The sequence below is a fragment of the Streptomyces sp. NPDC048659 genome (genome assembly GCF_040650575.1).
In the GTDB taxonomy this organism is placed as follows: Bacteria; Actinomycetota; Actinomycetes; order Streptomycetales; family Streptomycetaceae; genus Streptomyces.
This window is the reverse complement of record NZ_JBEZHM010000065.1, coordinates 1-25,776: the sequence shown is the minus strand read 5'-3', so window position 1 is coordinate 25,776 and position 25,776 is coordinate 1. Positions and strand designations below refer to the sequence as shown.

General features: G+C 70.2%; 14 protein-coding genes and 2 pseudogenes. 9 read left to right on the top strand and 7 right to left on the bottom strand.

The features are described from left to right. Positions 1-290 precede the first annotated feature (290 nt). A complete protein-coding gene (locus AB0C99_RS33590; RefSeq protein WP_362483311.1) occupies positions 291-4,151 on the bottom strand; it encodes an FG-GAP-like repeat-containing protein in 3,861 nt (1,286 codons plus the stop codon). Positions 4,152-4,490: 339 nt separating this feature from the next. On the opposite strand from AB0C99_RS33590, the gene AB0C99_RS33585 reads away from it, so the two are divergent. Further along, positions 4,491-10,745, top strand: a complete 6,255-nt coding sequence (locus AB0C99_RS33585; RefSeq protein WP_362483309.1) for an RHS repeat-associated core domain-containing protein — start codon at positions 4,491-4,493, stop codon at positions 10,743-10,745. A gap of 63 nt (positions 10,746-10,808) precedes the next feature. On the opposite strand, the gene AB0C99_RS33580 is transcribed toward AB0C99_RS33585, so the two are convergent. Beyond that, the gene (locus tag AB0C99_RS33580; RefSeq protein WP_362483307.1) at positions 10,809-11,210 is read right to left on the bottom strand and encodes a hypothetical protein; all 402 of its coding nucleotides are present in this window, start codon (positions 11,208-11,210) and stop codon (positions 10,809-10,811) included. A gap of 96 nt (positions 11,211-11,306) precedes the next feature. Between AB0C99_RS33580 and AB0C99_RS33575 the strand changes: the two genes are divergently transcribed. Beyond that, positions 11,307-15,407, top strand: coding sequence for an FG-GAP-like repeat-containing protein (locus tag AB0C99_RS33575; RefSeq protein WP_362483305.1), 4,101 nt, complete (start codon positions 11,307-11,309; stop codon positions 15,405-15,407). A gap of 813 nt (positions 15,408-16,220) precedes the next feature. On the opposite strand, the gene AB0C99_RS33570 is transcribed toward AB0C99_RS33575, so the two are convergent. Continuing rightward, positions 16,221-16,475 carry a polyprenyl synthetase family protein gene (locus AB0C99_RS33570; protein WP_362483303.1) on the bottom strand — a complete coding sequence of 85 codons (255 nt, stop codon included), beginning with the start codon at positions 16,473-16,475 and terminating at the stop codon, positions 16,221-16,223. Then, positions 16,459-16,785 (bottom strand): annotated as a pseudogene (locus tag AB0C99_RS33565) (polyprenyl synthetase family protein); the annotation flags it as partial. The gene AB0C99_RS33570 and the pseudogene AB0C99_RS33565, both read right to left, overlap by 17 nt. A 99-nt stretch (positions 16,786-16,884) precedes the next feature. Between AB0C99_RS33565 and AB0C99_RS33560 the strand changes: the two are divergent. Beyond that, positions 16,885-17,501 (top strand): annotated as a pseudogene (locus tag AB0C99_RS33560) (IS5 family transposase); the annotation flags it as partial. A gap of 5 nt (positions 17,502-17,506) precedes the next feature. On the opposite strand, the gene AB0C99_RS33555 reads toward AB0C99_RS33560, so the two are convergent. Next, positions 17,507-17,878: a hypothetical protein gene (locus tag AB0C99_RS33555; RefSeq protein ID WP_362483301.1), complete on the bottom strand. Its 372-nt coding sequence runs from the start codon at positions 17,876-17,878 to the stop codon at positions 17,507-17,509. Between the two features lie 352 nt (positions 17,879-18,230). On the opposite strand from AB0C99_RS33555, the gene AB0C99_RS33550 reads away from it, so the two are divergent. Then, positions 18,231-19,082, top strand: a complete 852-nt coding sequence (locus AB0C99_RS33550; RefSeq protein WP_362483299.1) for an IS5 family transposase — start codon at positions 18,231-18,233, stop codon at positions 19,080-19,082. Positions 19,083-19,122: 40 nt separating this feature from the next. Here AB0C99_RS33550 and AB0C99_RS33545 read toward each other — a convergent pair whose 3' ends face one another. Beyond that, a complete protein-coding gene (locus AB0C99_RS33545; protein WP_362483297.1) occupies positions 19,123-19,413 on the bottom strand; it encodes a hypothetical protein in 291 nt (96 codons plus the stop codon). A gap of 259 nt (positions 19,414-19,672) precedes the next feature. Between AB0C99_RS33545 and AB0C99_RS33540 the strand changes: the two genes are divergently transcribed. The 5 genes from AB0C99_RS33540 to AB0C99_RS33520 all read left to right on the top strand — a co-directional run bounded on the left by AB0C99_RS33540 (position 19,673) and on the right by AB0C99_RS33520 (position 23,685). Further along, positions 19,673-20,653, top strand: a complete 981-nt coding sequence (locus AB0C99_RS33540) for a LuxR C-terminal-related transcriptional regulator (RefSeq protein WP_362483336.1) — start codon at positions 19,673-19,675, stop codon at positions 20,651-20,653. A 259-nt stretch (positions 20,654-20,912) separates the two neighbouring features. Beyond that, positions 20,913-21,113 carry a hypothetical protein gene (locus tag AB0C99_RS33535; protein ID WP_362483296.1) on the top strand — a complete coding sequence of 67 codons (201 nt, stop codon included), beginning with the start codon at positions 20,913-20,915 and terminating at the stop codon, positions 21,111-21,113. A 78-nt stretch (positions 21,114-21,191) separates the two neighbouring features. Then, positions 21,192-21,953 (top strand): hypothetical protein, encoded by a 762-nt coding sequence (locus AB0C99_RS33530; protein ID WP_362483294.1) that lies wholly within the window; start codon positions 21,192-21,194, stop codon positions 21,951-21,953. A gap of 97 nt (positions 21,954-22,050) precedes the next feature. Beyond that, on the top strand, positions 22,051-23,133 hold the full coding sequence (locus tag AB0C99_RS33525; RefSeq protein WP_362483292.1) for a hypothetical protein: 1,083 nt from the start codon (positions 22,051-22,053) through the stop codon (positions 23,131-23,133). A 255-nt stretch (positions 23,134-23,388) separates the two neighbouring features. Next, on the top strand, positions 23,389-23,685 hold the full coding sequence (locus AB0C99_RS33520) for a hypothetical protein (RefSeq protein WP_362483291.1): 297 nt from the start codon (positions 23,389-23,391) through the stop codon (positions 23,683-23,685). A 253-nt stretch (positions 23,686-23,938) separates the two neighbouring features. Here AB0C99_RS33520 and AB0C99_RS33515 read toward each other — a convergent pair whose 3' ends face one another. Further along, positions 23,939-24,724 (bottom strand): methyltransferase domain-containing protein, encoded by a 786-nt coding sequence (locus AB0C99_RS33515; RefSeq protein ID WP_362483289.1) that lies wholly within the window; start codon positions 24,722-24,724, stop codon positions 23,939-23,941. Between the last annotated feature and the right edge of the window lie 1,052 nt (positions 24,725-25,776).

Genomic DNA, 25,776 nt, shown 5'->3' with positions numbered 1-25,776 from the left:
AGGCGGGCGACTCGGCCGGCATCGTCGTCCACGAGAAGCACTGGGCCGCGCCCTTCGCCAGGGAACCGCGGCGCGGCGGGCGCGCGGCTCGTGGCCGCCGGGCGTGTCCCCGTGCAGGCCCTGCTGGCCTCGCCGGATGCCCTGGAGGAGTCGGGCGGCAGCGCCCTGCGGGCTTCCGGCCGCCGGAAGGAGCGTGCCCCAGGGAGGGAGCCCCGGCACCGATGCCTCGGCGGGCGAACCGCCGGGCATCGCTGTCGGGGCATCGGAGCCGGGCGTCGTCGCCCGTACGGTCAGGTGCCCGTAGCCACGCGTCCGAGCCAGATCCAGCCATGGGTGCTGGCTGTATCGCCGCCGTTCCAGGCGTAGACCTCGGCGCTGTTCCCGGCGCCCGCCAGGATGTAGTCCGCGTGACCGTCCCCGGTGAAGTCGCCGAACTGGACGCGCGTGTGGTCGTTCGTCGCGCCGGTGGCGACCTGCCTGGCGGGCTCCCAGCCGTGTCCGGGGTCGCCGCCCCGGTTCAGGTGGGCGTCGACATGGCCGTCGGGCCAGACGACCTGGTAGTCGGCCTTGCCGTCGCCGTCGAAGTCGGCGAAGCGGACCCGGGACCGGTCGGTGGTCACACCGGTCGCGATCCGGCCCAGCCACTGCCAGCCGCCACCGATGTCCCCACCGCGGTTGAGGTGGGCGAACACCTGCCCGCCGTCGTCGAAGTTGAGGTAGTCGGTGCGGCCGTCCCCGTCGAAGTCCGCGAACCGGACCTTGGACGGATCATTGGTGATGCCCGTGGCCACCTGTCCCAGGTTCTGCCAGCCGCCGCCCGGGTCACCGCCGTGGTTGAGGTAGACCACGACCGACCCGTTGGGGTTGATCATCAGGTAGTCGGCCTTTCCGTCGCCGTCGAAGTCGGCGAAGCGGACCCGGGACCGGTCGGTGGTCAGACCGGTCGCGACGCGGCCGAGGTACTGCCAGCCGCCACCGGTCTCGCCGCCGTGGTTGAGCCAGGCGGCGACGTTCCCGTTGTCCGCGACGTTGAGGTAGTCCAGCTTGCCGTCGCCGTCGAAGTCGGCCCATCGCACCCGGTCGCCACTGTTGCCCACCTCGTTGGCCGCGACGGGAGTCCGCGCGCGCTTCCCGTCGATGGCGAAGTCGGCGCCGAAGGCGTGCCCGTCCTCGCCGGGCGTGATGCCCGGCCAACCGATGACGGTGTTGTCGGCCTTGCGTGCCCAGAGATCGGCCAGCCCGTCGCCGGTGAGGTCGCCGACCGATCCGACGGTGGGGTACTCGGCCCGGGTGATGCCGTAGCCAATCCTGACGCGGCCGGCGGTGCCCCAGGTCGCGGGGTCGAGGCGCCCGTTGCCGCCCTTGCTGCCGTAGCTCCGGTAGAGGTCGCCGGTGGTGTCCTCGCGCAGCCACAGGTCGGGGATGCTGTCGCCGTTCACGTCGCCGGGTGCGATCACGGTGAACCGGTCCCAGTCCCCGTTGCCGACCAGCACCGGGCCGCCGTCGTTGTCGAGCGTCTTGGCGGCGCGGTTGCCGTAGTAGGCCCATAGCTGCCGGCCCTGCTTGACCAGCAGATCGGGGACGCCGTCCCCGTTCATGTCTCCCGGGGCCACGATCTGCTCCGCGTCGGACCAGTGGTCGTCGCCGCTCCAGTCGTCGCCGTAGTCGCAGCCGAGGTCGGGGTCCTTCGCCGGGCAGGCGACGGTCAGCTCGACACTGTTATCGCTGACGGTGCCCTGCCCGTTGTTCGGGTAGACGAACAGCTTCTTCCGCTTGTCGTTGGCGACGTACTGGAGGGAGACGAGGTCGTTGTAGCCGTCCTGTCCCCAGTCTCCGGACGCCGTCACCTGCGCGCCGTCGAAGGTCATGCCGCCGTTGCCGGCCGGGGAGAAGGTGCCGCCGCCCTGACCGGCGTAGGTGACGAGACGGCCCTCTCCGTCCGCGCTCCAGATGTCCCGGTTGCCGTCCCCGTTCAGGTCACCGGGGCCGTCCCGGTCCTGAGAACGGGTCGCGTAGTAGAGGTACGTGGCGAGGTCGGAGCGGTTGCCCGCCGCGTCGACGCTGTACGCGTACACGTAGTGGGGACCGTATCCCGGCGGGGTGATCGACACGCCGCCGCCGGGAGCCACCGAGCGGGTGCGCGGATCGAAGTCCGTGGACCAGCGGATCTCCTTGACGTCCGGCACACCGTTGGCGCCGAAGGTGAAGGTGCCCGCAGTGCGCGCCCGGCCCGTACTGGAGGGCCAGCCCTTGTCGCCGTTCGGGAAGGTGGTGGAGCCGATCACGGGCTGCCGGTCAGGCCGGGTGCGGTCTACGGAGAACGCGCAGGTCTCCGACCAGCCGGAGGCCAGCCCGTCACTGTCCACGGCCCGGACCCGCCAGCGGTAGTCGCCCGTGGGCAGCGCGCCGTCGGGCACCGACCAGGTCGCCACCCGGCCGCGGTTCGCGGAGATGGAGGCCGTGGCGGACGGAGTGCCGGAACCGGCCGGGAACACCTGGAACTCGGCGTTCAGGTTGCCGGCGTCGGGGTCGTCCACCAGGGCGTACACCGAGACCCGGGTGTTGCCGACCAGCCCGCCGTTCGCGCACGAGGTGGCGGGGTTGGTGCCCAGGCCGGAGGGGGTGCGAGGCGGATTGTCGTACGCGGTCTCCAGCGTCGCCGTCTTGGGGTCGAAGCGCTTCCAGCCGAAGGTGTCGCTCTCGTTGGAGGCGTACAGGCCCAGGTTCACGCTCGCCCAGTTGCCCGCCGCCGCCTGGCGCGCGAGGGCGGTCGCGTCGAACTCCAGGTTGCCCGCCGCGCACGCCGAGCTCCAGCCCTTGGCGTCGTTGACCGTGTCGAGCCGGAAGCCGCGCGCGGGCTGGTTGTTCCAGGTGGTGGCCTGGGATATCGAGCCGGTGCTCCACAGCTCCACAGGGCGGTCCTGGCAGGACCAGGACCAGGTGTTGCGGATACGGAACGTCGACCTCTGTACCTGCGAGCCCCTGATGTCGGACGTGTCCAGCTGGAAGAACGAGCGGGACAGGCCGTTGGTCTGGGCCTCGTACCCGACCCGGACGTCGTCCTTGCTGTTCCAGTACGAGGTGGTGGGGTACTTCTTGAATGCCCGGGTCCAGTTCTGGCGGTTGCCCCACGCCCATGACGGGTCGATGAACACCGGGTAGCGCGTCGACGCGCCGGTCAGGAGTTCCTGGTCGGGCGTGATCTGGAGCGAGCCGCCCGCGACCGTGGTGTCCATGTGGGCGTCCCGCGCGCCGGCCTGCGGGGTGAACAGGTCACTCGGTGCCGCCGGTTCGGCCGCCGAGCTCGCCCCGGAGGCGGCGCGGGCGGCCGGACCGGACGCGAGCGACCGCGCGGCGAGCGCCCCGGTACCGCTTTCCGAGGAGACGGTCGTCGAGTCCCACATCAGCGGCGACGGGCTGGTGAACACCGTCTGGCCGGCCGGGTTGACGGCGGTCAGGGCGCCGGTCGCGGCGTCCGCCGACACCGTCAGGCCGACGGTGTCCAGCTTGAACTTCAGGGTGGCGAGGGCCGGGTTCCGCGCGGCCTCCGCGGTCTTCACGACGAGGAGCTGGGAGAAGCCCTCCACCTCGGCCTTCAGCTGGAGGTCCACGTCCGGCAGTACGTCCGGGTACGTGGCGACGTTGGCGTTCAGGGCGGGGCGCGGCAGGGCGGCCGGCCACGACAGGGACAGTGCGCGCCCGTCCTTGACGCCGCTGAGCAGCGGCATGGTGCCGCCACCGGAGAACCTCACCGAGACTGTTGTGGCCTTGGCGGCCACCGACCCGTCCGAGGTGAACTCCAGGGTCGGGTCCGTCTGCACCCAGCGGCCGTCGCGCAGCACCCGGATCGGCGTCCCGTAGCGCTTCACCGTCCACGAGCCGGCCGGCTGGGCCCAGGTGTCCGAGGACTCCGTGCGGGCCGAGACGAGTTCATACGGCTGGCCCGTCTCCTTCGCCCGTTTCAGGGCGAAGTCCTCCTCGCTCATCGAGCCGTCGGCGACGGGGTCGGGCTCGACCCAGACGGCTGCGGCGGGTGCCGCCGTGACCGCCGTCAGGGCGCCGGCGCTCACGCCGACGGCGAGGACGAGCGCCAACGCCCGGTCGAGCGCCCGTCTGTGCCGGTGGGACCGGCGGGATCCGTAGTGGTGCATGCGTGCTCCTCGGTTCGTTACCGAGGCGGGACTCTACCCAGGTCAGCGCGATAGTCCAGGCCGTTCGCCCGCCGTGCCCGACTCCGGACGATCTTGCTCCCCCCCGCGCCCTCCGAACGGTCAATCGCCGTTCCACGACGCCTGTTACCGTACCCCGATTATTCCAAGATCTTTGAAAGGTACATGGTGAGACGAACCATCGGGCGAGGGCTGGCAGCCTCGCTCACCGCGATCGTGCTCGTGGGGACGCTCCCGGCATCCTCCATAGCCGACGCGAACAGACCCGGCGGGCCCTCGCTGCCCGAACTCCACCAGCCGAAGCCCGTTCCGGTCGCCCCCATGACAGTGGGAGGCACCCAGCGTAAGGACGACGCCGCCGCGCACTCCTGGAAGGGCGCGCCCCCCGTCACCTGGCCCCTCCCGGGACGCACCACGCTCGACCTCGGCGCCGTCCCGGCCGGAGCGCGCCGCTCGGCCGCCGGCAAGGCGGGGTCGCTGCCCGTCGCGGTGACGAGCACCGCCGCCGCCCCCGGCGCCCGGTCCCGGAGCGCCCTCGCGGCGAAACCCGCAGCGACCCGCGTCGACGTGATCGTCGCCGACCGGACGGCCACGCGCAGGGCCGGAGTGGACGGGGTCCTGCTCTCGGTGCGCCCCGCGGTGGGCGCCACCGGTCGGTCCGAAGTCTCCGTCGACTACGCGGCGTTCAAGGGCGCCTACGGTGGCGACTGGGCGGCGCGGCTGCGCCTCGTCGAGCTGCCCGGCTGTGCGCTGACCACGCCCGAGCGCGCGGAGTGCCGGAGCCGTCGGCCGCTCGCCGGCCGTAACGACACGGAGAAGCTGCGGGTCTCGGCCGAGATCCCCGCCGCGTCCGGCGCGGGCGCCCCCACCGGAGCGGCGTCGGCCCGCACGGCAGCGTTCTCTTCGGGCGGCGCGACCGTGCTCGCCCTGACCGCGGGCGCGGGCGGCTCCTCCGGCGACTACAAGGCCAGTCCCCTGCAGGCGTCGGGAGCCTGGAGCGCCGGCGGTTCCACCGGAGCCCTCAGCTGGAACTACCCGGTCAAGGTCCCGTCCGTGCCGGGCGGTCTCGTCCCGGGCATCGCGCTCGGCTACAACTCCCAGTCGGTGGACGGGCGTACGGCGGCCTCCAACAACCAGCCCGGCTGGCTCGGTGACGGGTGGTCCTACGAACCCGGCTTCATCGAGCGCCGCTACATCGGCTGCGAGGACGACAAGACCGGCGGCACCAACACCACCAAGCGCTTCGACGAGTGCTGGTTCGGCGACAACGCCACTCTGACGCTGGGCGGCAAGTCCACCGAGCTCGTCTACGAGTCCGGCAAGGGCTGGCACCCGGAGGCGGACTCGGGCGAGAAGGTCGAGCGCCTGACCGGAGCGGCGAACGGCGACAACGACGGTGAGCACTGGAAAGTCACGACGCCCGACGGCACCCAGTACTTCTTCGGTCTGAACCGCCTCCCGGGCTGGAGCGACCACGGCGCGGCGGCGGATGACCCCGTCACCAACTCCGCCTGGACGACGCCCGTCTTCGGCAACCAGGCGGGCGAGCCCTGCTACAACGCCAGCTTCCCCGCGGGCTGGTGCCAGCAGGCATGGCGCTGGCAGCTCGACTACGTCGTGGACACCCACGGCAACGCCATGGCGTACTACTGGAACACCGAGAAGAACAACTACGCCCGCGCCTTCGACTCGGCCACGGGCAAGGGAACGCCGACCCCGTACGTGCGCGGCGGCTGGCTCGACCACATCGACTACGGTCTGCGCGGTGACGCCGTCTACACCGGCAAGGCGATGGGCCGAGTCGACTTCGGCGTCACCGAGCGCTGCCTCAGCGGATGCGGCACCTTCGACGACACCAATGCCAAGAACTGGCCCGACACCCCGTTCGACCTGTACTGCAAGGACGGGGACGACTGCAAGGACCGGTTCTCCCCGACGTACTGGTCCCGCAAGCGCCTGACGACGATCACCACCAAGGTCCTCACCGGCGGCGCCCACAAGGACGTCGACGTCTGGACCCTCGACCAGGACTTCCCCGCCTCCGGCGACGGCATCTCCACGCCGATGTGGCTGAAGTCCATCACGCACACCGGCAAGGTCGGCGGCGATCTCACCCTGCCTCCGGTGACGTTCGCGGGCGAGCAGCGCGCCAACCGGGTCGACAAGACGGGCGACGGTCTCGCGCCGTTCGTCCGGCTGCGGATGTACCAGATCACCACCGAGGCCGGCGGCACCATCGGCGCGTACTACTCGCAGCCGGACTGCACCGCGAGCTCCCTGCCCCCGGCGGACGCCTCCAACACCACTCGCTGCTTCCCCGTGAAGTGGGCGTACGAGGGCGAGACCGCGAAGCAGGACTGGTTCAACAGCTATGTGGTCACGCAGGTCGTCGAGGGTGACAACCTCGTCGAGACGCCCGACAAGGTGACCTCCTACGCCTATCTGGACGGCGCCGCCTGGGCGAAGAGCACCGACGAGTTCACCAAGGCGGAGGATCGCACCTACTCCGTGCCGCGCGGCTACGGCCGGGTGCAGACCCGCACGGGCGCCGCCTTCGACCCGAAGACTCTCACCGAGACCCGGTACTTCCGCGGGAACGACGGGGCCCAGGTCGCCGACTACGCCGGCCGGACGGCCACCGACCGCGAGCAGTTCGCGGGGATGCCGCGGGCGTCCGCCGTCTTCGACGGCGACGACACGAGCAAGCTGGTCTCCGCGACGTCCTCGACGCCGTGGCGCTCGGCGGCGACGGCCACGCGCGCCCGGACCGGTCTGCCGGACCTCGAGGCGTACCGGACGGGTGTCGAGAAGGAGGAGTCGCTGACGACCGTCTCCGGCGGTACCCGCAGGACCGCGCTGACCCGGCGCTTCGACTCCTACGGCATGGTCGACCAGACGTCCGACCTCGGTGACGTGGACAAGACGGGCGACGAGTCCTGCACGACGGCGTACTACGCCCGGAACACGGCCATGTGGATGGTCGACCGGGTGTACCGCACGGAGGTGGCCGCCGGGGCGTGCGACAGCGCGATCAGCCGGCCCGCCGACGTCATCGCCGACAACCGCAGCTACTTCGACGGTGCGACCGACCCCGCCACCGCCCCCACCAAGGGCGATGTCACCCGCCTGGAGTCCATCAACGGCACCGGCACCGGATACGAGGTCACCAGCACGACCCCGGCCGCTGACTTCGACGTCTACGGCCGCCCGCTGAGCACGACGGACGTGTACGGCAAGAAGAGCACGACGGCCTTCACCCCGGCCGTCGGCGAGGTGCCCACCACCACGGTCACCACCAACCCGCTGGGCCATCAGATCACCACGGTGAGCGACCCGCTGCGCTCCCAGCCGCTCACGGTCACCGACGCGAACAACAGGGTCACGACGACGGCGTACGACTCGTTCGGCCGGGTCGTGCGGATCTGGACCCCGACGCGGCCCGCCGCCACCTACCCGACGTCGCCGACGTACACCTTCGCCTACACCGTCCGCCAGGACGGCCCCAACGTGGTCGCGACGAGCGCCCTCGACCACAACTCCGTCTACCGCACGGCCTATGCCTTCTTCGACGGCCTGCTGCGCTCGCGGCAGACCCAGACTCCGTCCCCCGACGGAGCCGGGCGGCTGATCCAGGAGAGCTTCTACGACACCCGTGGTCTGGTCTGGCGCGACTCCGGCACCTACTTCTCCACCGGAACGGCCGGGCCCGTCCTGGGGATCGGAGAGGAGCTGGTCTACCCGTCGTCCACCGACACCCTGTACGACGGGGCGGGCCGGGTCACCGACGTCGTCGCCCGCAGGTACGGCGACGAGACCAAGCGGACCAGAACCGTCTACACCGGCGACACCACCACGGTGATCCCGCCGCGCGGCGGCACCGCCACGACGACGCTGACGGACGCCAAGGGCCGCACCAGCGAGATCCGGACGTACACCGACGCGGCCCGGACGGCGTTCCGCTCCACCCGGTACGCGTACGACAAGCGCGGCCTCCTCGCCCGGGTCACCGACCCCTCGGGAGCCGCGTGGAGCTACGGCTACGACGTCCGCGGCCGGCAGACCCACGTCGACGACCCGGACAAGGGCGTCACCGACACCGTCTTCGACCGGGGCGACCGGGCCACCGACGTCACCAAGGCCGGCGGCGTCACGCTGCACAGCGACTTCGACGACCTGGGCCGCCAGACCGCGCTGAAGCGGGGCACCACCACCCTGGCGGCCTGGACGTACGACACCGCCACGGGCGGCAAGGGCAAGCCGGCGAAGTCCACCCGGTGGATCGACGGCCTGGCGTACGAGGAATCCGTCGTCAACTACAACGGGGCCTACAGCCCGGTCGGCACCCAGGTCACCATCCCGGTGTCCACGGGGAACGGCGCGCTGGCCGGCACCTACAAGTGGACCACCAGCTACAACATCAACACCAACCAGGTGATGTGGGTCCAGCAGCCCGCGATGGGCGGACTGCCGTCGGAGAAGCTGGTCAACACCTACACCGCCGCCGGCGGCCTGCCGTACACCATCGGCGCGGGCACCGACCCGCTGGTCTCCGAGATGACGTACGACCACTACGGCCGGGCGACGCGGACCGAGTACGGCGAGTTCGCGAAGCACCTGTGGTCCTCGTTCGAGTACGACGAGCACACCGGCGACCTGACCCGGGCGGTCACCGACCGGGACCTCGCGCCGCAGCGCATCGACGACACCCGCTACACGTACGACCCGACCGGCAACATCACCTCGGTGAACACCGTGTCGGGCCAGGACGCGCAGCAGGTCACGGACACCCAGTGCTTCACCCTCGACGCCCTGCGCCAGATCACCGAGGCGTGGACGGCGGCGTCGACCGCCCCCGGCGGCTGCGCTGCCGGCCCGTCCGCCTCGACGGTGGGCGGTCCGGACGCGTACTGGACGACGTACACCTACGGAGTCACGGGCAACCGGACCGGCGAGGTCCAGCATGCGACGGCGTCCGGGCCGACGGGTGACATCACCCGGACCTACGGCGCGCCGACGGCCGGCAAGCACGACCTGCCGTCCGTCTCCCAGACGGGGCCCGGCGGGAACGTCACGGAGTCCTACGGATACGACGCCGGCGGGCGCACGGTCAGCCGGAAGATCGGCGGCGCCGCCGAGCAGAAGCTGGAGTGGGACGCCGAAGGCCATCTGGCCAGGACCACCCAGGGGTCGGTGGTGACGAGCTACCGGTACGACGCGGCCGGCTCCCGGCTGTTCCGCACCGACTCCACCGGCACCACGCTCTACCTGCCCGGCGGCAACGAGCTGAGGATGGCCGGCGACGGCAACGTCACCGGCACCCGCTACTACACCGCCGGCGGCACCACGATCGCGCTGCGGACGGGCGGGAAGCTGACCTTCCTGCTCGCCGACCACCACGGCACCGGCACGACCCAGGTCGACGCCGCCACGCAGACCATCGTGCGCCGCAAGACCGGCATCTTCGGCGGACCCCGCGGACCGCAGCCGACCGGCTGGACCGGGGACCGCGGCTTCGTCGGCGGGACCAAGGACGCGGACACCGGGCTCACCCATCTCGGGGCGCGCGAGTACGACCCGGCCATCGGCCGGTTCGTCTCGGTCGACCCCGTCATGGACCTGAACGATCCGCTACAGCTCGACGGCTACGGGTACAGCCACAACAACCCGGTCACGCGCAGCGATCCGTCGGGGCTCTACGACCCGGACCTGATGGCCTACTGCCAGGCGAACCCCGGCGAATGCCAGGGCGGGCGGCTCAAGCACGTGGACCAGACCCGGCCGCTCACCGCCGACGTGGACGGCAAGGGCAAGATCACCACCGTCTACGACAAGCAGGGCGTCCCGCACCACATGACCGACAAGCCGGACGCGTCCGCCGCGAAGGCGTTCGACACCCTGAACGACGACCTGAAGCGGGCCGGGATGTACTACGACCCGAAGACGGGCAACGGCGTGGAGTACCTGCTCCAGGACGACGGGCAGGCGGGCAAGACCACCGTACGGAAGGACGCGCCGCTCAAGGACCTCGACGGCAACGTCGTCAACGCCGAGACGACCGCCGACTTCGTGAAGGTCACCTGGAAGAACGGGCAGATCGTCGACGTCGAGACCGCGGACGCCACCGAGTCCACCCGGAGCGTCGCCCAGAACCACGGGACGATCGACAAGAAGCTCAAGAACCAGACCGGCACCGTCGTGTTCGTCGCCAAGGACCTGGCCCAGGCAGAGGAGTACGCCGCCCACTACCAGAACAACCCGAACGTCCGGGTGATCTACCCGCCGGGTGACTTCGACTCCCGGAGGACCGTGCCCCCGACGCCGAAGACGCCGCCGAAGCCCGGCCCGATGAAGCGGCCCAAGGGCCCCAAGGTCAAGGTGAAGTTCCCCGGCATCGGGGCGATCATCACGGGCATCCAGGCACCCATCTACGTCCGGGACTACGGCTGGACGCGAGGCGGCTGGGAGATGTTCAAGGACTCGGTCGACCCGTTCGGCTTCACGGACGACCAACCCGATCCGTTCTTCCCCGAACCGCCGTCGACCATGTGCGACCCCTCGGGGCCGTACTGCGCGTAGGAGGCGCCGCACCCGGCACCGTACAGGCGGTGCGTCCGCGAGGGCGCACCGCCGCCGAGCCGGTCAGCGACCGGGCCGGTCGGTCCGGGACAGGACGCCGGTGATGGTGTCGGAGAACGGCTCGCGCCGCGTGCGCGGCAGCGGCACCTCCACCAGGCGTCCGTCGAACAGCATCCACAGGCCGAAGCAGTCGTCGTCCTCGTCCCGCAGGAGGACCTGCACCGACCAGGGGTCCGGCCACGGCAGGGACTCCAGGTGCGCGAACAGGCCGCGCCAGTTGCTCCGGATGAACTGGACGACCCAGGCGTAGCACTCCTCCGACGGCGAGCCCGAGCCCGCGAAGACGTTGTCGCCGACCCGGGTGAAGCTCTGGTGCCACTCCCGGTCCTCGTCGGGCCGGGTCAGCGGCTCCATCACCTCCTCCGCACGGCGCGCCAGGACGATGACCTCGGTGTATCTGCTCATGGAGGCAGTATCCCGGCCGTCGTCCGGCCCCCGCGAACCGCCCCTCCACCCCGCTGCCCCTCTACCCGACCCCGCGAATCGAACGAAGTGAGAAGCATGTCCGTCATACCTGGCAAGAACCGTTGGAGACGGGTCCTCCGTGGCACCACGGTCCTCGCCGCCGTCATCGGCATCGGCTGCTCCGGAGCAGCCGTGCCCGTGGCGTCCGCCGTCCCCTCCGTCGTCACCGACCCCGCCGACGACGGCCGCGTCAGCCCCGAGGACCAGGCGCTGCGCGACGCGAAGGCCACGGGCCGGCCGGTCGAACTGACCACCGCCCGCACCGAGCTGTCCGACACCTGGGTGAACCCGGACGGAACGTTCTCCGTGAAGCGGTACGGGACCCCGGTGCGGATCCTGCGCGCGGGTGCCTGGGTCGCCACCGACCCCACCCTGGAGTTCGCCCCCGACGGATCGGTGCGCCCCCGGGCCACCTCGGTCCTGGTCTCGTTCTCCGGCGGGGGCACCGGCCCCATCCTCACCGGCGTCAAGGACGGCCGTACGCTGTCGTTGTCCTGGCCCACGGCCCTGCCCAAGCCCACCCTCGACGGCAACGTCGCGACCTACGCCGAGACACTGCCGGGGGTGGACCTCCAGCTGAAGGCGGAGGTCGAGGGCTTCTCCCAGCTGATCGTCGTCAAGACACCGCAGGCGGCGGCCAGTCCCCAGCTCGCCACGCTCAAGTACACGATGTCCACGGTCGGCGTGACGGTCGCCACCGACGCGGGCACCGGGGCCGTGACGGCGACCGATCCGGCGGGCCAGACCGTCTTCACCAGCCCGTCGCCCGTCATGTGGGACTCCACCACGTCCACGGCTCCGGCCCCCCTCGCCAAGACCGCCGCGCCCGCGCGTACGGCCGCCTTCGCGGCGAGCTCGGATCCGGCCCCAGCCGCCGAGCCGGACAGCTCGTTCGAACGGCCCGCCGGCGCGAAGGAGGCCGTGATGCCGACCACGGTCAGCGGCGACAGCCTCCAGATCACCCCCGACCAGGGCCTGCTGAAGGCCCCCGACACCACCTACCCGGTCTACATCGACCCCTCGTGGGCCTGGGGCGGACGCAACAACTGGACCCGCGTCTACCAGAAGTACCCGCGCAACAGCTACTGGAACGCCAACGAGGTGGCCCGCGTCGGCTACGAGAACGAGACCGGCGGCCTGTCGCGGTCGTTCTTCGAGATGGACACCTCGAACCTGCGCGGCGCCAAGGTGACCTCCTCGACCTTCCGCATCAAGAACGTGTGGTCCTGGTCCTGCCAGGCCCGGCCCGTGCAGCTGTGGCACACCAAGGGCATCAGCGACAAGACCACCTGGAACAACCAGCCCGCGAAGATCGACTGGCTGGCCGACGTGAACCAGTCGAAGGGCTGGTCCTCCAACTGCCCCGGCGGAAACCTGGAGTTCGACCTCACCTGGAAGATGCAGCGCGTCGCCGCCGCAGGTGAGAACAGCATCACCCTCGGGCTGTACGCGGCGAACGAGGGCGACACCTTCGGGTGGAAGAAGTTCGACCCGAAGACGGCGGTCCTGGAGACCGTCTACAACAACCCGCCGCAGACCCCGACGGGCCTCGGCACCAACCCGCGGACGGACTGCGCGACGGGCGGAGTGATCGGCAACACGACCGTCAGCCTGTACGCGTTCGTCACGGACCCCAACGCGGGCAATCTGTCCGCCCAATTCCAGGTCTACAAGGACGGCGCCACGGTCGTCGACTCCTGGATCCCCGGCCTTCGCGACCGGGTGTCCACCCTGATGGTGCCGGACGCCCAGCTGCCCACCGGCACGTACACCTGGCGCGTGCGCGCATACGACCAGAGCGAGTACTCCGGCTGGAGCCAGACCTGCGTCTTCACCGTCGACCGTACGCGGCCCGAGAAGGCCCCGAAGATCGACTCGGCCGCGTTCCCCAACGGTGACGCGGGCTGGCCCGCGACCACCGGCAAGGCGCGCACGCCCGGCTCCTTCACATTCTCGGCCAACGGGGTCGCCGACGTGGTCCGATACGGCTACTACACGGACTGGGACCCGGACGTGAAGACCGCCACGGTGCCCGCCGGCGGGCAGACCACCGTCAGCCTCACTCCGCCAGGGGTGGGCCCGCACTTCGTGTACGCCTTCAGTCAGGACCAGGCGGGCAACCGCTCCGACACCGCGACCTACCTCTTCTACGCGGGCCGCTCCCAGAGCCGGGACCAGGCGGACGATGTCAACGGTGACGGCCACCACGACATCTGGAGCAAGGACTCGTTCGGCACCCTGGTGACCTACGCGGGCCAGGGCGACGCGACCTTCTCCGCCGCGACGAACGGCGGGGTGAGCCTCGGCGCCGCGCAGGCCGTGATCTCGGGCGACTGGGGACAGGACGGCTACAACGACCTGTTCACCCTGGAGCCCGACGCGAACGACCGCACCGACAAGCTGTGGATGTACCCCAACAACGGCCTCGGCCACGTCCAGGGGAACAAGCGCGTCGAGGTCACCGTCTCCTGCCCCCGTCACGACGAGGACATGGGCTGCACGGAGGAGGGCGACGACCATTGGCAGGGTGCCTCGCAGATCCTCAGCCCCGGCGACCTGAACGGCGACGGTCAGCCCGACCTGCTCGTCAAGCAGGACAAGCGGCTGTGGGCGTACTTCGGCAACCGGGCGAGTCTCAGCCTGGACACCCTCGGCGCGCCCGTCCTGGTGGGCGGGGCCGACTGGGACAAGTACACGGTCATCGCACCCGGTGACCTCAACGGCGACTCGATCCCCGACCTGTGGCTGCGGGACCGGGCCAACGGCGACATCCTGCGCAGCTACGGCAAGAAGAGCGCCGAGGGCAGGGCCGTCGACCTGGCTACCTGGGGCGTAGAGGGCCGCACGCGCGTGGGCGTCGGCGTCACCGAGGCCGCCTATCCGCAGGTGGGGTCCGCCGGGGACCTGTCCGGCGACGGCGTGACCGACCTGTGGGCCCGCCAGGCCGACAACACCATGTTCGGCTGGTACGGGCAGGCATGGAGCGGCAGCGTCAACTCGTTCTCCGGGGGCTTCCGGATCGACGGCGTCGCCGGCGCCCGGATCCCGCCGGGTACGGCGCTGACCTCCGGCCAGGCGTACACCAGTGGCGTGTCCAAGCTCGTCATGCAGACCGACGGCGACCTGGTCCTGTTCACGCGCGACAAGCGGGTGTGGGCCACGCACACCGCCGGCCACCAGGGCGCCGTGGCCCGTATGCAGAACGACGGCAACCTCGTGGTCGACGCGGCGGACGGCTCCACCCGCCTGTGGGAGAGCCGGACGGGCAACAGGCCGGGCGGCTACGCGGTCCTCCACGCCCGCGGCGTACTGGTCGTCTACAACGCGGTCGGCCAGGGCCAGTGGACCAGCGGCTCCCAGAGCCGGCCGGACTACAACGGCGACGGCTACACCGACGTGCTCACCCGGGACGCGAACGGCGACATGTGGGTCTATCCCGGCACCGGAGGCACGGGCCGGAACACACTCGGTGACCGCTACTTCATCGGCAACGGCTGGTGGCGGGACCACTGGACCAACGCCTACACGGCCGACGTCAACAACGACGGCTACACGGACATCGTCGGGCGCGACAAGAACGGCGACCTCGTCCTCTACCCGGGCACCGGCAGGACCGGCACTCAGACCGTGAGCAGCCCGGTCCTGATCGGCACGGGCTGGAACATGTACGACACCCTCGGCTTCGGCGACATCGACGCCGACGGCCGCACGGACGTCATCGGCCGCGACGCCGGCGGCGACCTGTGGGTCTACCCGCACGCCGGAGGCACCGGCACCCAGACGTTCGGCAGCCGCGTCTTCATCGGCAACGGCTGGTGGCCGGCGTCCTGGACCACGATCCGCTTCGCCGACCTCAACGGCGACCACAGGATCGACATCATGGGCCGCACCGACCAGGGCGACCTGTACGTCTACCCCAACACCACCGGCACCAACGGCGCCATCAGCTTCGGCGCCCGCTACTTCAACGGCAACGGCTGGTGGAACGGCGCCTGGACCCCCTACGCCACGGACCTCGACAGCGACGGCGCGGCGGAATCGGTGGGCCTGACGAACCAGGGCGGACTCTACGACTACCTCCCCACGGGCCGCACCCTGATCGGCATCGGCTGGGGCCCGCTGGACCTGATCCTCTGACCTGACACCCTGTCGCAAGGCGGACCGAACGACGGCCCGGAGCGCTTGGCGCTCCGGGCCGTCGGAGCTTCCTCGGCTGCCTCGACCTGCGCGATCCGCGATCCGCCGCGAACGGGCGGATGGGCTCCATGACAGGGGGGTCACCCGCTGGATCGCGCGACCGAGCGGCACAGATATGGACGGGGCGGAGCCTCAAGCACCTCGCGGGTGCCCTCGCGCCGCAGACGACCCCGTGCCTGGTGGAAGGCCATGTCTCCTTCGCGCGTGGGGGTTGCCTCAAGGCCAGGTCGGATCGTTGTGGCCCACGAGCGTAGACGCTGTTCGTGACAGGTGTGTGAGAGCGGGGGACGCGACGGAGCCTCGCCGAGCGCCGTCCGGCGGAGCGAGACGAGGCCCGGAGAGGCGGGCATTGTGGTTGCGCGCACCTCGGGGGTGGAACTGTGGTGTCTCGCCACATACGCCCCTGACCTGCCTGTTCCTACGGTATGGCGACACGACAATGTCCCCCGTCATCCGCTCGGAAGCGGTGCACATGGCCGCCGCAACTCCCGCCCCCAGGCCCCCTGGTTCCCTCAAGCGCACCGTCGCCGCGTCCCTCAGCACGGGAAAGTGACGTGCTGCTCAGAGAACGGGGGGGGAGGTGGGTGCGGGCGGCGTAGTGAGCGTCCTCGGCTCCTGGGTCGACGTCGCTGAGAGTGGCTGGCACCCCCCCCCGGGGGGGGTGCCCCTATGTGTTTGGTCAAGCGGTTCAAGGCTGTGCCGCAGTATCCGACGGTCGGCGATCAGCTCCTCGACAACGGCGACCGCCCCCGACTACCTCATCAGGCAACGCAGTTCCTTGGCCGACTCCTCGTCGAGGCGGGAGTTCCCGTACACGGCGAGGAGCCGTCGCTGGTCGTGTTCAGCCGAGCGTTCCAGCGTCGCCGCGAACAGCACCGTGGGCTTGCCCTCGCGCAGGTCGTCCAGGTTGGGATTGCCCGTCACCGCGGGATCCCCAAACACGCCCAGGAAGTCGTCCAGGAGCTGGTAATGCCTCGCCCAGCGCCGTGCCGTGGTCGGTGTGGGCACGGCACACCGCCTCGGGGGCCTGGGCCAGCTGGGCTCCGATGAGCAGCGGTGGAGTGAGCATGTACCGGGCAGCCTTGTGGGTGGCCACCTGTAGGCATCGGCGTGGCTCGTAGCGGCGGTCCGCCTGGACGCGCAGTTCCAGTGCCTCCCCGTACACGGCGTCGGCGCACATGTCGTGGTAGATGTCCGCCACCGAGTCGGCCCCGGACGCGACGGCGTACCGCAGGGGGAGTCGCTCGGCCCAGGTGAGACAGAGGTCCCCCAGGACGATCGAGGTCGCGTTTCCGAAGGCGTCCCCCCGCCGTGCCACCCGGCCTCCTGGTGTTCCGTCTCCAGTCGGTGGCAGCAGGGAGGCTCATCCTCGGCGGGCGGGGGAGTGGTCGAGGATGTCGTCATGGATGAGGAAGCCGTGACGGCCTGGCGCCGACTGCGAGACTGGACCGAGGCCGGTCTTCGGCCTCGCCTGCACGCAGCTTTGTTGACCGAGCTTCGTCGCGCCGGCCTGCTGGACCTGGACGACTGCTCCGTGGACGGGTCGCACGTCCGGGCTCTCAAAGGGAGGGGATCACGTCGGTCCCTCGCCCGTCGATCGGGGGCGTCCTGGCTCGAAGCACCACCTGATCGTCGACCGTCACGGAACTCCGCTCGCCGTCACTCTGACAGGCGGGAACCGGCACGACGTCATCCAGCTCCTGCCACTGTTCGCCGCCGTGCCGTCGATTCGCGGCCAGCGGGGGACGCCCTCGTTGCAAGCCCCGACGCCTGTACGCCGACCGGGGCTACGACTTCGACAAGTACCGCCGCCTGCTGTGGAAACGCGGCATCAAACCGCTGATCGCCCGACGCGACGTCGCCCACGGCTCGGGACTGGGCAAGGTGCGCTGGGTGGTCGAGGGCGCCTTCGCCTGGCTGCACCAGTTCAAACGACTCCGCACCCGCTATGAGCGACACGGCGACCTGCATCAGGGCCTTCTCGAACTGGCCTGCAGTCTCATATGCCTGCGCCGCCTGCGAATCTCATCCTGATGCGATCAGCTGGCGACGCTGAACCAACCCGGTCGTACCTCGGTCGGAAGCGATTGCAGGTACCGCACCGCGGTCTGCAGGTCCTGATCCGTGACGTCAAGAGGCTCTGGCAGGCTCAGCCCGTAGCAGTGCAGCCGCCAGAGGTCGAAGACTTCGCTCCCGTCGGCTGCGAAGTCCACGTCGACCTCAGTGCCGTCGTCACTGACGAAGCGGCACCCAGTCCCATGAACCGTGTAGGAGTAGGTGCCGACCTGCCCACTCCGGCTGATCCGGCGTGAACGGACCAGGCCGAGGACATCTCCCAGTCGTTCAAGCGAGGGGAGCGCCGACCTCACAGCCGCGTCAATCGCGCTCAGAGCGTCCACGTAGCCGAGCACGAGCTCCCGTGCACCCCCAACTCGTTCCATTCGGCGTCATCCCCCCTGAGGCCGCAGTTGAGGGGATTCTTCCATGGGCCGCTGGCATCTCCGCCCGACGGCATTCTGAAACGACCTCTTAGAGATCGTTTTAACCTGAATGATTGCTATATCACAGCGTTTCTGTCGTCTGGCGATCTGGCGCTGGTGAAGTAGCCGGGTTAGTAGTGGATGTGGTGACGAGTGGTGTGGCGTCTGGGGCTGGGAGCGGCTTGCGCCTGTCTCATTCCAGGACGCCCGGGTCTGTTCCATGCTTCCACGCGAGTGAACGCACGTCTGGGCATACGCCCCGAACTGGCGGTATGCCCAAGTCATGGCTGACCGTCGTGCGTATCCGAGTGATCTGTCCGATGCTCGCTGGGAGTTGATCGAGCCGGTCCTGGTCGCGTGGCGCTACGAGCGCCACGGCCAGGTATTGGGCTTCGGCCGTCCCGTCGAGCTCGACCTGCGGGAGATCATGAACGCGATCCTGTACGTGGACCGCACCGGCGTCCAGTGGCGCTACCTGCCGCACGACTTCCCCCACTGGAACAGCGTCTACGGCTACTTGGCCAAGTGGCAGCGCGACGGCGTCTTCGCCCAGCTCAACGGCCTGCTGCGGGAACTGGTGCGCGAGCAGGAGGGCCGGAACGCCAAGCCTTCGGCCTGTGTGATCGACGCACAGAGTGTGAAGACCTCCACCAGCGTGCCCGTCACGAGCCAGGGCACGGACAACGCCAAGAAGATCGTGGGCCGCAAGCGGAGCATCGTGACCGACACGCTCGGCCTCCTGCTCGCGGTCCTGGTCACTGCGGCCAGCGTCCAGGACTCCAACGCCGGCACCCGCCTGCTCGACCAGGTCGCCGCCGACCACCCCACGATGTGTGAGACCTGGGTGGACGGCGGCTACCGCAAGCACCTCGTCGAGCACGCGGCCACCCTCGGCATCGACATGGAAATCACCGCCCGCAAGCCCGGGACCAGGGGATTCACTCCGATACCCAAGCGCTGGGCGGTGGAGCGGACCTACGGCTGGCTCATGCTGAACCGCCGCCTTGCCCGTGACTACGAGACCCTCCCGGCCCGCTCCGAAGCCATGATCCACCTGGCCATGAGCGACCTGATGGTCCGCGGCCTCACCGGCGAAAGCACCATCTCCTGGCGCGGCCCGACACCACCGGATTAAATTCGCATAACGGGATGAAACAACGGGAGAAAACGACCTCTTAGAGGTGTGCGTCCGGTGGGGGCGCGGTGCCCACGGTGTAACCGAGGGTGCGCAGTGGCAGGCGGGCGACCGCGAGGAGAGCGTGTGCTCGGGCCACGGCCCCGGCTTCCGTCTCGGACCGCAAGAACATCACGAGCTCCAGACCGTACGGGGCGGGCCGCACGCGGACGTGTTCCAGGCAGTGGGCCGCGGTGGCATGGGCCCACAGCAGCTCATCGAGGACGCATGCTTCCTTCGCTGTCCCGGAGCCGTTGTTCACGCGGAGGAGGGACGCCTGGACCATGCGCATGGGGAGTCCCTTCCGAGGAGCCGGCCGACCGGACAGGCTCCAGGGTTGCGCGGCGCCGGGGATCCCCGGAAGTGTGCAGGTCTGGCAGCAAGCGGCCTGGCAGCTTCCGGAACGTTCCGACCCGGCGGCTTCCGGACGGTTTCCGGCTGCCGGTGCGGACACTTGTCGTGCTCGTGGTGTCCCTGAGACCATCGCGCGCAGCGGACACGCGGGACCTGCCGCGCAAGCGTCCATCTGGGGGGTTGGGCACGTGCTGGAAATGCTGGGGCTGGAACCGAACACCGCGAACGTCTACCGAGAACTCCTCTCCGACCCGGTGGCGGGCGTAAAGGACATCTGTCTCCGCCTGGTGCTGCCCGAGACGACGGTACGGGCCTGCCTGGACCAGCTCGCGGACCTGTCCCTCGTCCGCCCCTCCCGCGACGAGCCGGGCGCCGTCCGGGCCGTGAGCCCGCAGCGCGGGCTGGAACTCATGCTGTGCCGTCAAGAGGAAGAGCTCCTGCGCAGGCAGCAGGAGCTGGAGCTGAACAAGGCGGCGGCGGCCCGCGCGGTCGCAGAGTACGCCGCACTGCGTCCGGGGATCGCCGACAGCGACGGGACCGAGCGGCTGGTGGGGCTGGACTCGATCCAGGCGAAGCTGGAGGTACTGGCCGCGGAGGTCAGCCGCGAGTGTCTGTCGGTGATGCCCGGCGGGGCGCAGTCGCAGGCGAGCCTGGACGCTTCGCGCCCGCTGGACGAGCAGGCGCTGCTGCGGGGGATCTCGATGTTGACCCTGTACCAGGACAGCGCCCGCAACGACCCGGCCACCTACGCGTACGCCCAGTGGATGACCCGGGAGGGCGGGATGGTCCGCACCTGCCCCGTGCTGCCCCCGCGCGTGCTCCTCTTCGACCGCGAGACCGCCGTCGTCCCCATCGACCCGGCCAACACCCGCTTGGGCGCGCTGTGTACGCGCGAGCCGGGCATCGTGGCCTCGCTGGCGGCCCTGTTCGACCAGACCTGGAGCACCGCCGTACCACTGGGCGCGGACCGGCCGCAGGAGTCCGCGACCGGGCTCACCCCGGCGGAACGGGAACTCCTGAAGCTGCTGGCCGACGGCATGACGGACGACATGGCGGGCCGACGACTGGGTGTGTCGATGCGGACGGTACGGCGGCAGATGGCGGCCCTCATGGAGCGGCTTGATGCCAGCAGCCGCTTCGAGGCCGGACTGAAGGCGGCCCAGCGAGGTTGGCTCTGAGATCTCCGGGGCTGTCGGCGAACTGCCCGCACGGCCAGGGCCAGGGCCAGGGCCAGGGCCAAAGCCGGGCCCTGGCCTTGGCCCTGGCAGCGATCCCCCTGCTCCCTCGGTGACGTCACCAATAGGTCAGGACGGTTGGTGACACCCGTAACCCCTTCTCCGGAGCCGGGCGACTGAGCAGGATTTGGTTCACCGGGAGGGCAGCGCGGACGCTGCGGCCCGGTAGACGAAACCACTGACTTCCTCTGGGGGAACCGCCATGTCTCGGACCAAGTCCCTGCTCGCCACCGCCGCGCTCTCCCTGCTGCTGACCGGCCTCGCCACCACCACTGCGGCGGCGGACGGCACCGGCATCGGCTGGGACGCGGCCCGCATGGCGCCGACGGGCGACACCGGCATCGGCTGGGACGTCCATCCGGCAGCCACCACGCCGGTGGGGCAGGCACGGCGCGGCCTCTGAGCACGCCGATCCCCGCAGATCACCAATCTTCCGAAGGGCATCATGACCATTGCAGCGAAGGCCACCACGGCAGGAGCGTTGGCCGCATTCGTAGTCGCCGGGCTCATCACCCCGCAGGTCGCCTCGGCCGACTCCCCGTCCCCGACCGGATTCGGCGCCATGTCCGCGCAGGAGGTCGGAGCGGCCAAGGCCGCCGACGACGACCGGAACGACAGGTCCAAGGACGGCTGGGGCGGCAGGGCGGCCACGGCCGCCGAGCTCAAGTCGAAGGACGCGTACATGGCGGCCCACAAGCCGAAGGCCGCGACTCAGGCGACCACCAACATGCTTCCGAACACGCACCAGGGCCAGTGGTACAACAACTACTGCGGGCCCGCCACGCTGGTGATGGCCTTGGGCATGCGCGGCATCTGGAACCACGACCAGGGGACCTTCGCCAGCTGGATCGGCATATCGCCGAACAACGGCGGCACTGGTGTGGACCAGATGGGCAAGCAGCTGAACGACGAAGCCGGCGGGTTCCCCTACGTCAGGGTCAACCTGCCCTACACCCCGACCAGCGCCGACGTCGCCGCGTTCAAGAACCGCCTCATCGGCGACACCGACGCGGGCGCCTCCCTGGTCGGCAACGCGATGGAGGTCTACAACGGCCCGCACCTCGTCGGCCACCCCAACAACCAATCGACGATCTACCACTGGTTCCCGTTCCAGGGCTACGACGGGGACTGGGCGGCCTACCTGGACTCGGCGACCACCGTGTGGTCCAGCGTTCCCTCACGGAGCGGAATGCCCAACAGCACCCTCGTGACGATCATGGGTGGACGTGGCTACAACTGGTAGGAGGCTGCTGATCGCAGCGGTCGGCGTGGCGCTGGCGAGCACCCTCGGGTGCTCGCCGGGGCCGGGCACCCCCGCCGCGACAGCAGTGTCTCCTACCTTGAGCAGCGCAGCACCCTCCCGTCCTTCCCTTTCCGCGCCCCAGGCCGACTCCGGCAAGCCCTTCTGCAAGGTGGACACCCCGGCCGCCTGGAAGCAGGCCCAGACCGCCGGCACCCTCCAGGCATCGCAGGGCGAGTCCCTGAACCCGATGGCCGTGGCGCCCGACGGCTCCTCAGTGATCGCCGCCAGCAAGGCCGGCGGCCGTGTGACCCTGCTGTGGGTACGCGAGAACGGTCGCAAGCGCACCACCATCTACACCGACGACAACGACGGCAAGGGCGGTCTGGGCCTGGCCGACTTCGACGGCCGCTGGGTGGTGTTCACCGTCCTCGCCTCGAACGACGTCGGCTCCACGTGGGAGCTGTTCGCCTGGGACTCGCAGGCCGGCGGAGCCCCCAAGCGCATCGCCAAGTCCCCGGTCGACGCCGGTGGCAACCCGGTGCCCGGGCCGTTCATGTACCCGTGGGTCAACGACGGCAAGGCGACCTGGGTGCAGGGAGTCGGCGACGGGCCCAAGGACCAGAAACTCACCGACGTGCAGCGGCAGGTCCATCTCTACGATCTCGCCTCGGCGACCGACAAGGTCGTGCGCACCGGGCGCATGGCACCCTCCTTCTTCGCCGGAGACACTCTGGTCTGGCCGGAGGCATTCGCCATAGACACGCCCACGAAGCTCAGCACGGTCACCTCGCAGGGCACGCCGGGCGGCCTCCCGAAGGCACTGGCGGCCGCTGACGGCTCACCGGCCTCGGCGAGCGACGGAACCACCTGGGCATGGACCGGAGTGGACCACAAGAACCTGTATGCCTGGAGAGCCGGATGGCCGGCGCCGGTCATCGTGGTCGAGGGGGCGTCCATCGACTGGGTCCATGTCGCCGGAGACGTGATCACCTGGACCGATCCGACCGCGACCTGGGCTGCTGACCTGCGCGGACGCGCCTACACGCAGATGACACCCCAGTACGGCGGCACCAACAGCCACGGGACCGCCGTCGTCGTCTCCTATCCGGGACCGGACAAACGATCAGTCAGCTACGTGTTCACCAGCGCGGGCCTCGCCCCGCTCGCCTGCCCGCGATGAGGCATCCGCCTCATGGATGCCGTGCACCATCGGACCTCCGAAGGACCGCGGCCGAGTCAGGACGGCGGCACTGATCCCCCCAGTCCTGGCTCGGCTCCGGCACGGGCCCGCCACATCGACCTCCGCGGGGCCTGGCAGCGCGCCCCCTCAATGGCCTGACGCCCCACCGGTGCCACCCTCGGAGCCGTCCAACAAGCGCCGCGGCGGACGCCCGTACGATGGACCCCTGCGCGACCCTGATCGAAGGACACACCTTTGCCTACCACCTTCCTGTCCGGAGGCATCCGGCGCGAAGTCACCCGCGAGCAGATCCAGCAGGCCGCAGCCCGCTTGGTCCCCGCGCACAGCGAGACGTTCAGCAAGAACCAGGCATGGTTCGCGCTCGTCGGCGGCGGCCTTCACTACGTCACCGAGCTGATCGAGGCGGCGACCGGGCACCGTCCCTCCAACGTGGAGACGGCTCGCCTCACCCTGGACGCGCTCGGCTTCCCCGTGCTGTGCCTGGCGTACGGGAGCCTCCTGGCCGATGGACACCCCGCTCACCGCGAGTAGCACCAACTCCCCACAGCTCCGCGGCGCCCTCCGCCCCCGGAAGGGCGGCGACCAGTGGCGCCGGATACGCGCCGCCGGCCCGCCCGCTCGACGAGCTCCTGCGGCCCGGTCCGCTGCGGCAGACCCCGGTCGCAGCAGCGGACCCACAGGGCGGCCGGCGACTCGTAGCACCGCAGGGCCGGCTGCCTCGCCCGGGACGCGAGGTCACGGGCGAGGCGACCGATCGTGAGCGGCATGATGGCGTGATGCCTGGTCATGACACCGTCTCGCGGCGGGCGACGGCGTGCACGAGGCGGCCCAGCTCGCGGTAGGGGCTGCGGGTCGAGGCGGCCCACTCCGTCGCGAGCGCCGCCTGGTACTCCTCTTCGGCAGGGGTCCAGTCGTCGCGGTGGTCGTGGAAGATCCGCACGCCCTGCCAGGTGAGCGGGGTGAGGCCGCAGTCCGCGGCGAGGTGGTCGAGGTGGCCGGGACTGTCGCCGCGCGTGCGGAGGCCGAGGTTGCCCGTGCTGGCGGCCTGCCCGGTCTCGATCTGCGCCCGGGCGGACTCGTACTGTCCGCGCAGCGCCTCGCGGACGCCGACGGCGAGCTGGTTCTTCGTCAGGATGCTGAGGATCCCGCCCGGGGCGACGAGCCGGGCGAGGGAGGCGACGGGCGCAGCCGAGTCGGGCAGGTACATCACGACGCCGTGGCAGACGACGGCGTCGAAGGACGCGTCGTCGAACGGCAGGCTGTAGACGTCGCCGCGGGTCAGGGTGACGCGCCCGGCGATGTCGGGCACGGCGGCGACCCGCTGCCTGGCGGAGGCGAGCATGTCGGGCGACTTCTCCACGCCGGTCACGTGGTGTCCGGAGCCGGCCAGGCGCAGCACCATCTCGCCGTCGCCGCAGCCGACGTCCAGGACGCGGGCGGTCCGGTCGCCGAGTTCGGCCAGCACGCGGCGGGCGGTGATGTCGTGGCGCAGACGGCCCCGGCCGCCTCGCGAGTAGGCGGCGTAGCCGTCCGCGACGGTCGCGAAGTCCGGGGAGGGGGCGGTGGCCATGAGGTGAACTCCTTCTTCAGGAGGGGCCAGTGCCGACGAGGTACAGGAACGAGAGGTAACGGCCGCCGGACAGATCGGCGCCCGCCGCACCCGTCGGGGTGAACGTGCTGGCGCGGATGGCCTGGCGGATCCGCGCCAGCCGCGGTATCCGCGACCCATCCGATCCCTGCCTGAATGTCCCCCGGTTCAACGCTCCGTAGTCAGCATCGAACCAGCATGGGACAGGTTCCCGGGGGTGCTGACATGGGCTTTCAGGTCAGCACTAAACCAGCACGGGATCCAGAACCCTCCTCCCAACTTGGGTCGTAGTGTGCAAATCTGGCAGGCATCTCCAGGCCCCGCCGTACGCCGTCCGGTGGAGCTCGGCAGGGCGCGGTGAGGTGGGCATGGTGGCGGCGCGCACCTGTGGGCCCCGAACTGTGGTGTCCTGCCACATACGCCCCTGACCTGCGGATTCCTACGGTGTGGCGGTACCCGACAAGTCCCCGTCATCCCGCTCGGAAGTGGTGCACATGGCCGCCGCAACTCCCGCCCCCACGCCCCCCGGCTCCCTCAAGCGCATCGTCGCCGCGTCCCTCATCGGGACCACCATCGAGTGGTACGACAACTCACTGGACCATCGCTAGGACCTGCAGGTTCTTTCCTGACGGGGCGGGAGAACCAGCACCGGACCAGCACGGGAAGGTGAGTGCTGGTCAGAGAACGGGGGTGGTGGGTGCTGGTGGCGTAGTGAGCGTCCCTGGCTCCTGGGGCGACGTCACTGAGAGTGGTTGGTTTCAGCGGGACTGCCGCAGGTGCGAGCTGACTCGTTGACAGCACCGCGAGGATCGAGCTGGCGAAACTGTGGCAGATCCTCGAGGTGGCCGGGGCGAGCTTGGCCGGTGCTTATGGCCCGGCTGAAGTCCCGGCTCAAGGCACCGACGGCGATGTCAGCACATCAGTCCGTTCGGGTGAACACCTAGGTCCTGTCGTCAAATGTCACGTCCACATCAGGAGTGAGGCGAGGGTGACGGCGGCTTCGTAGGACTGGGCGGTTTTGTCGTACCGGGTGG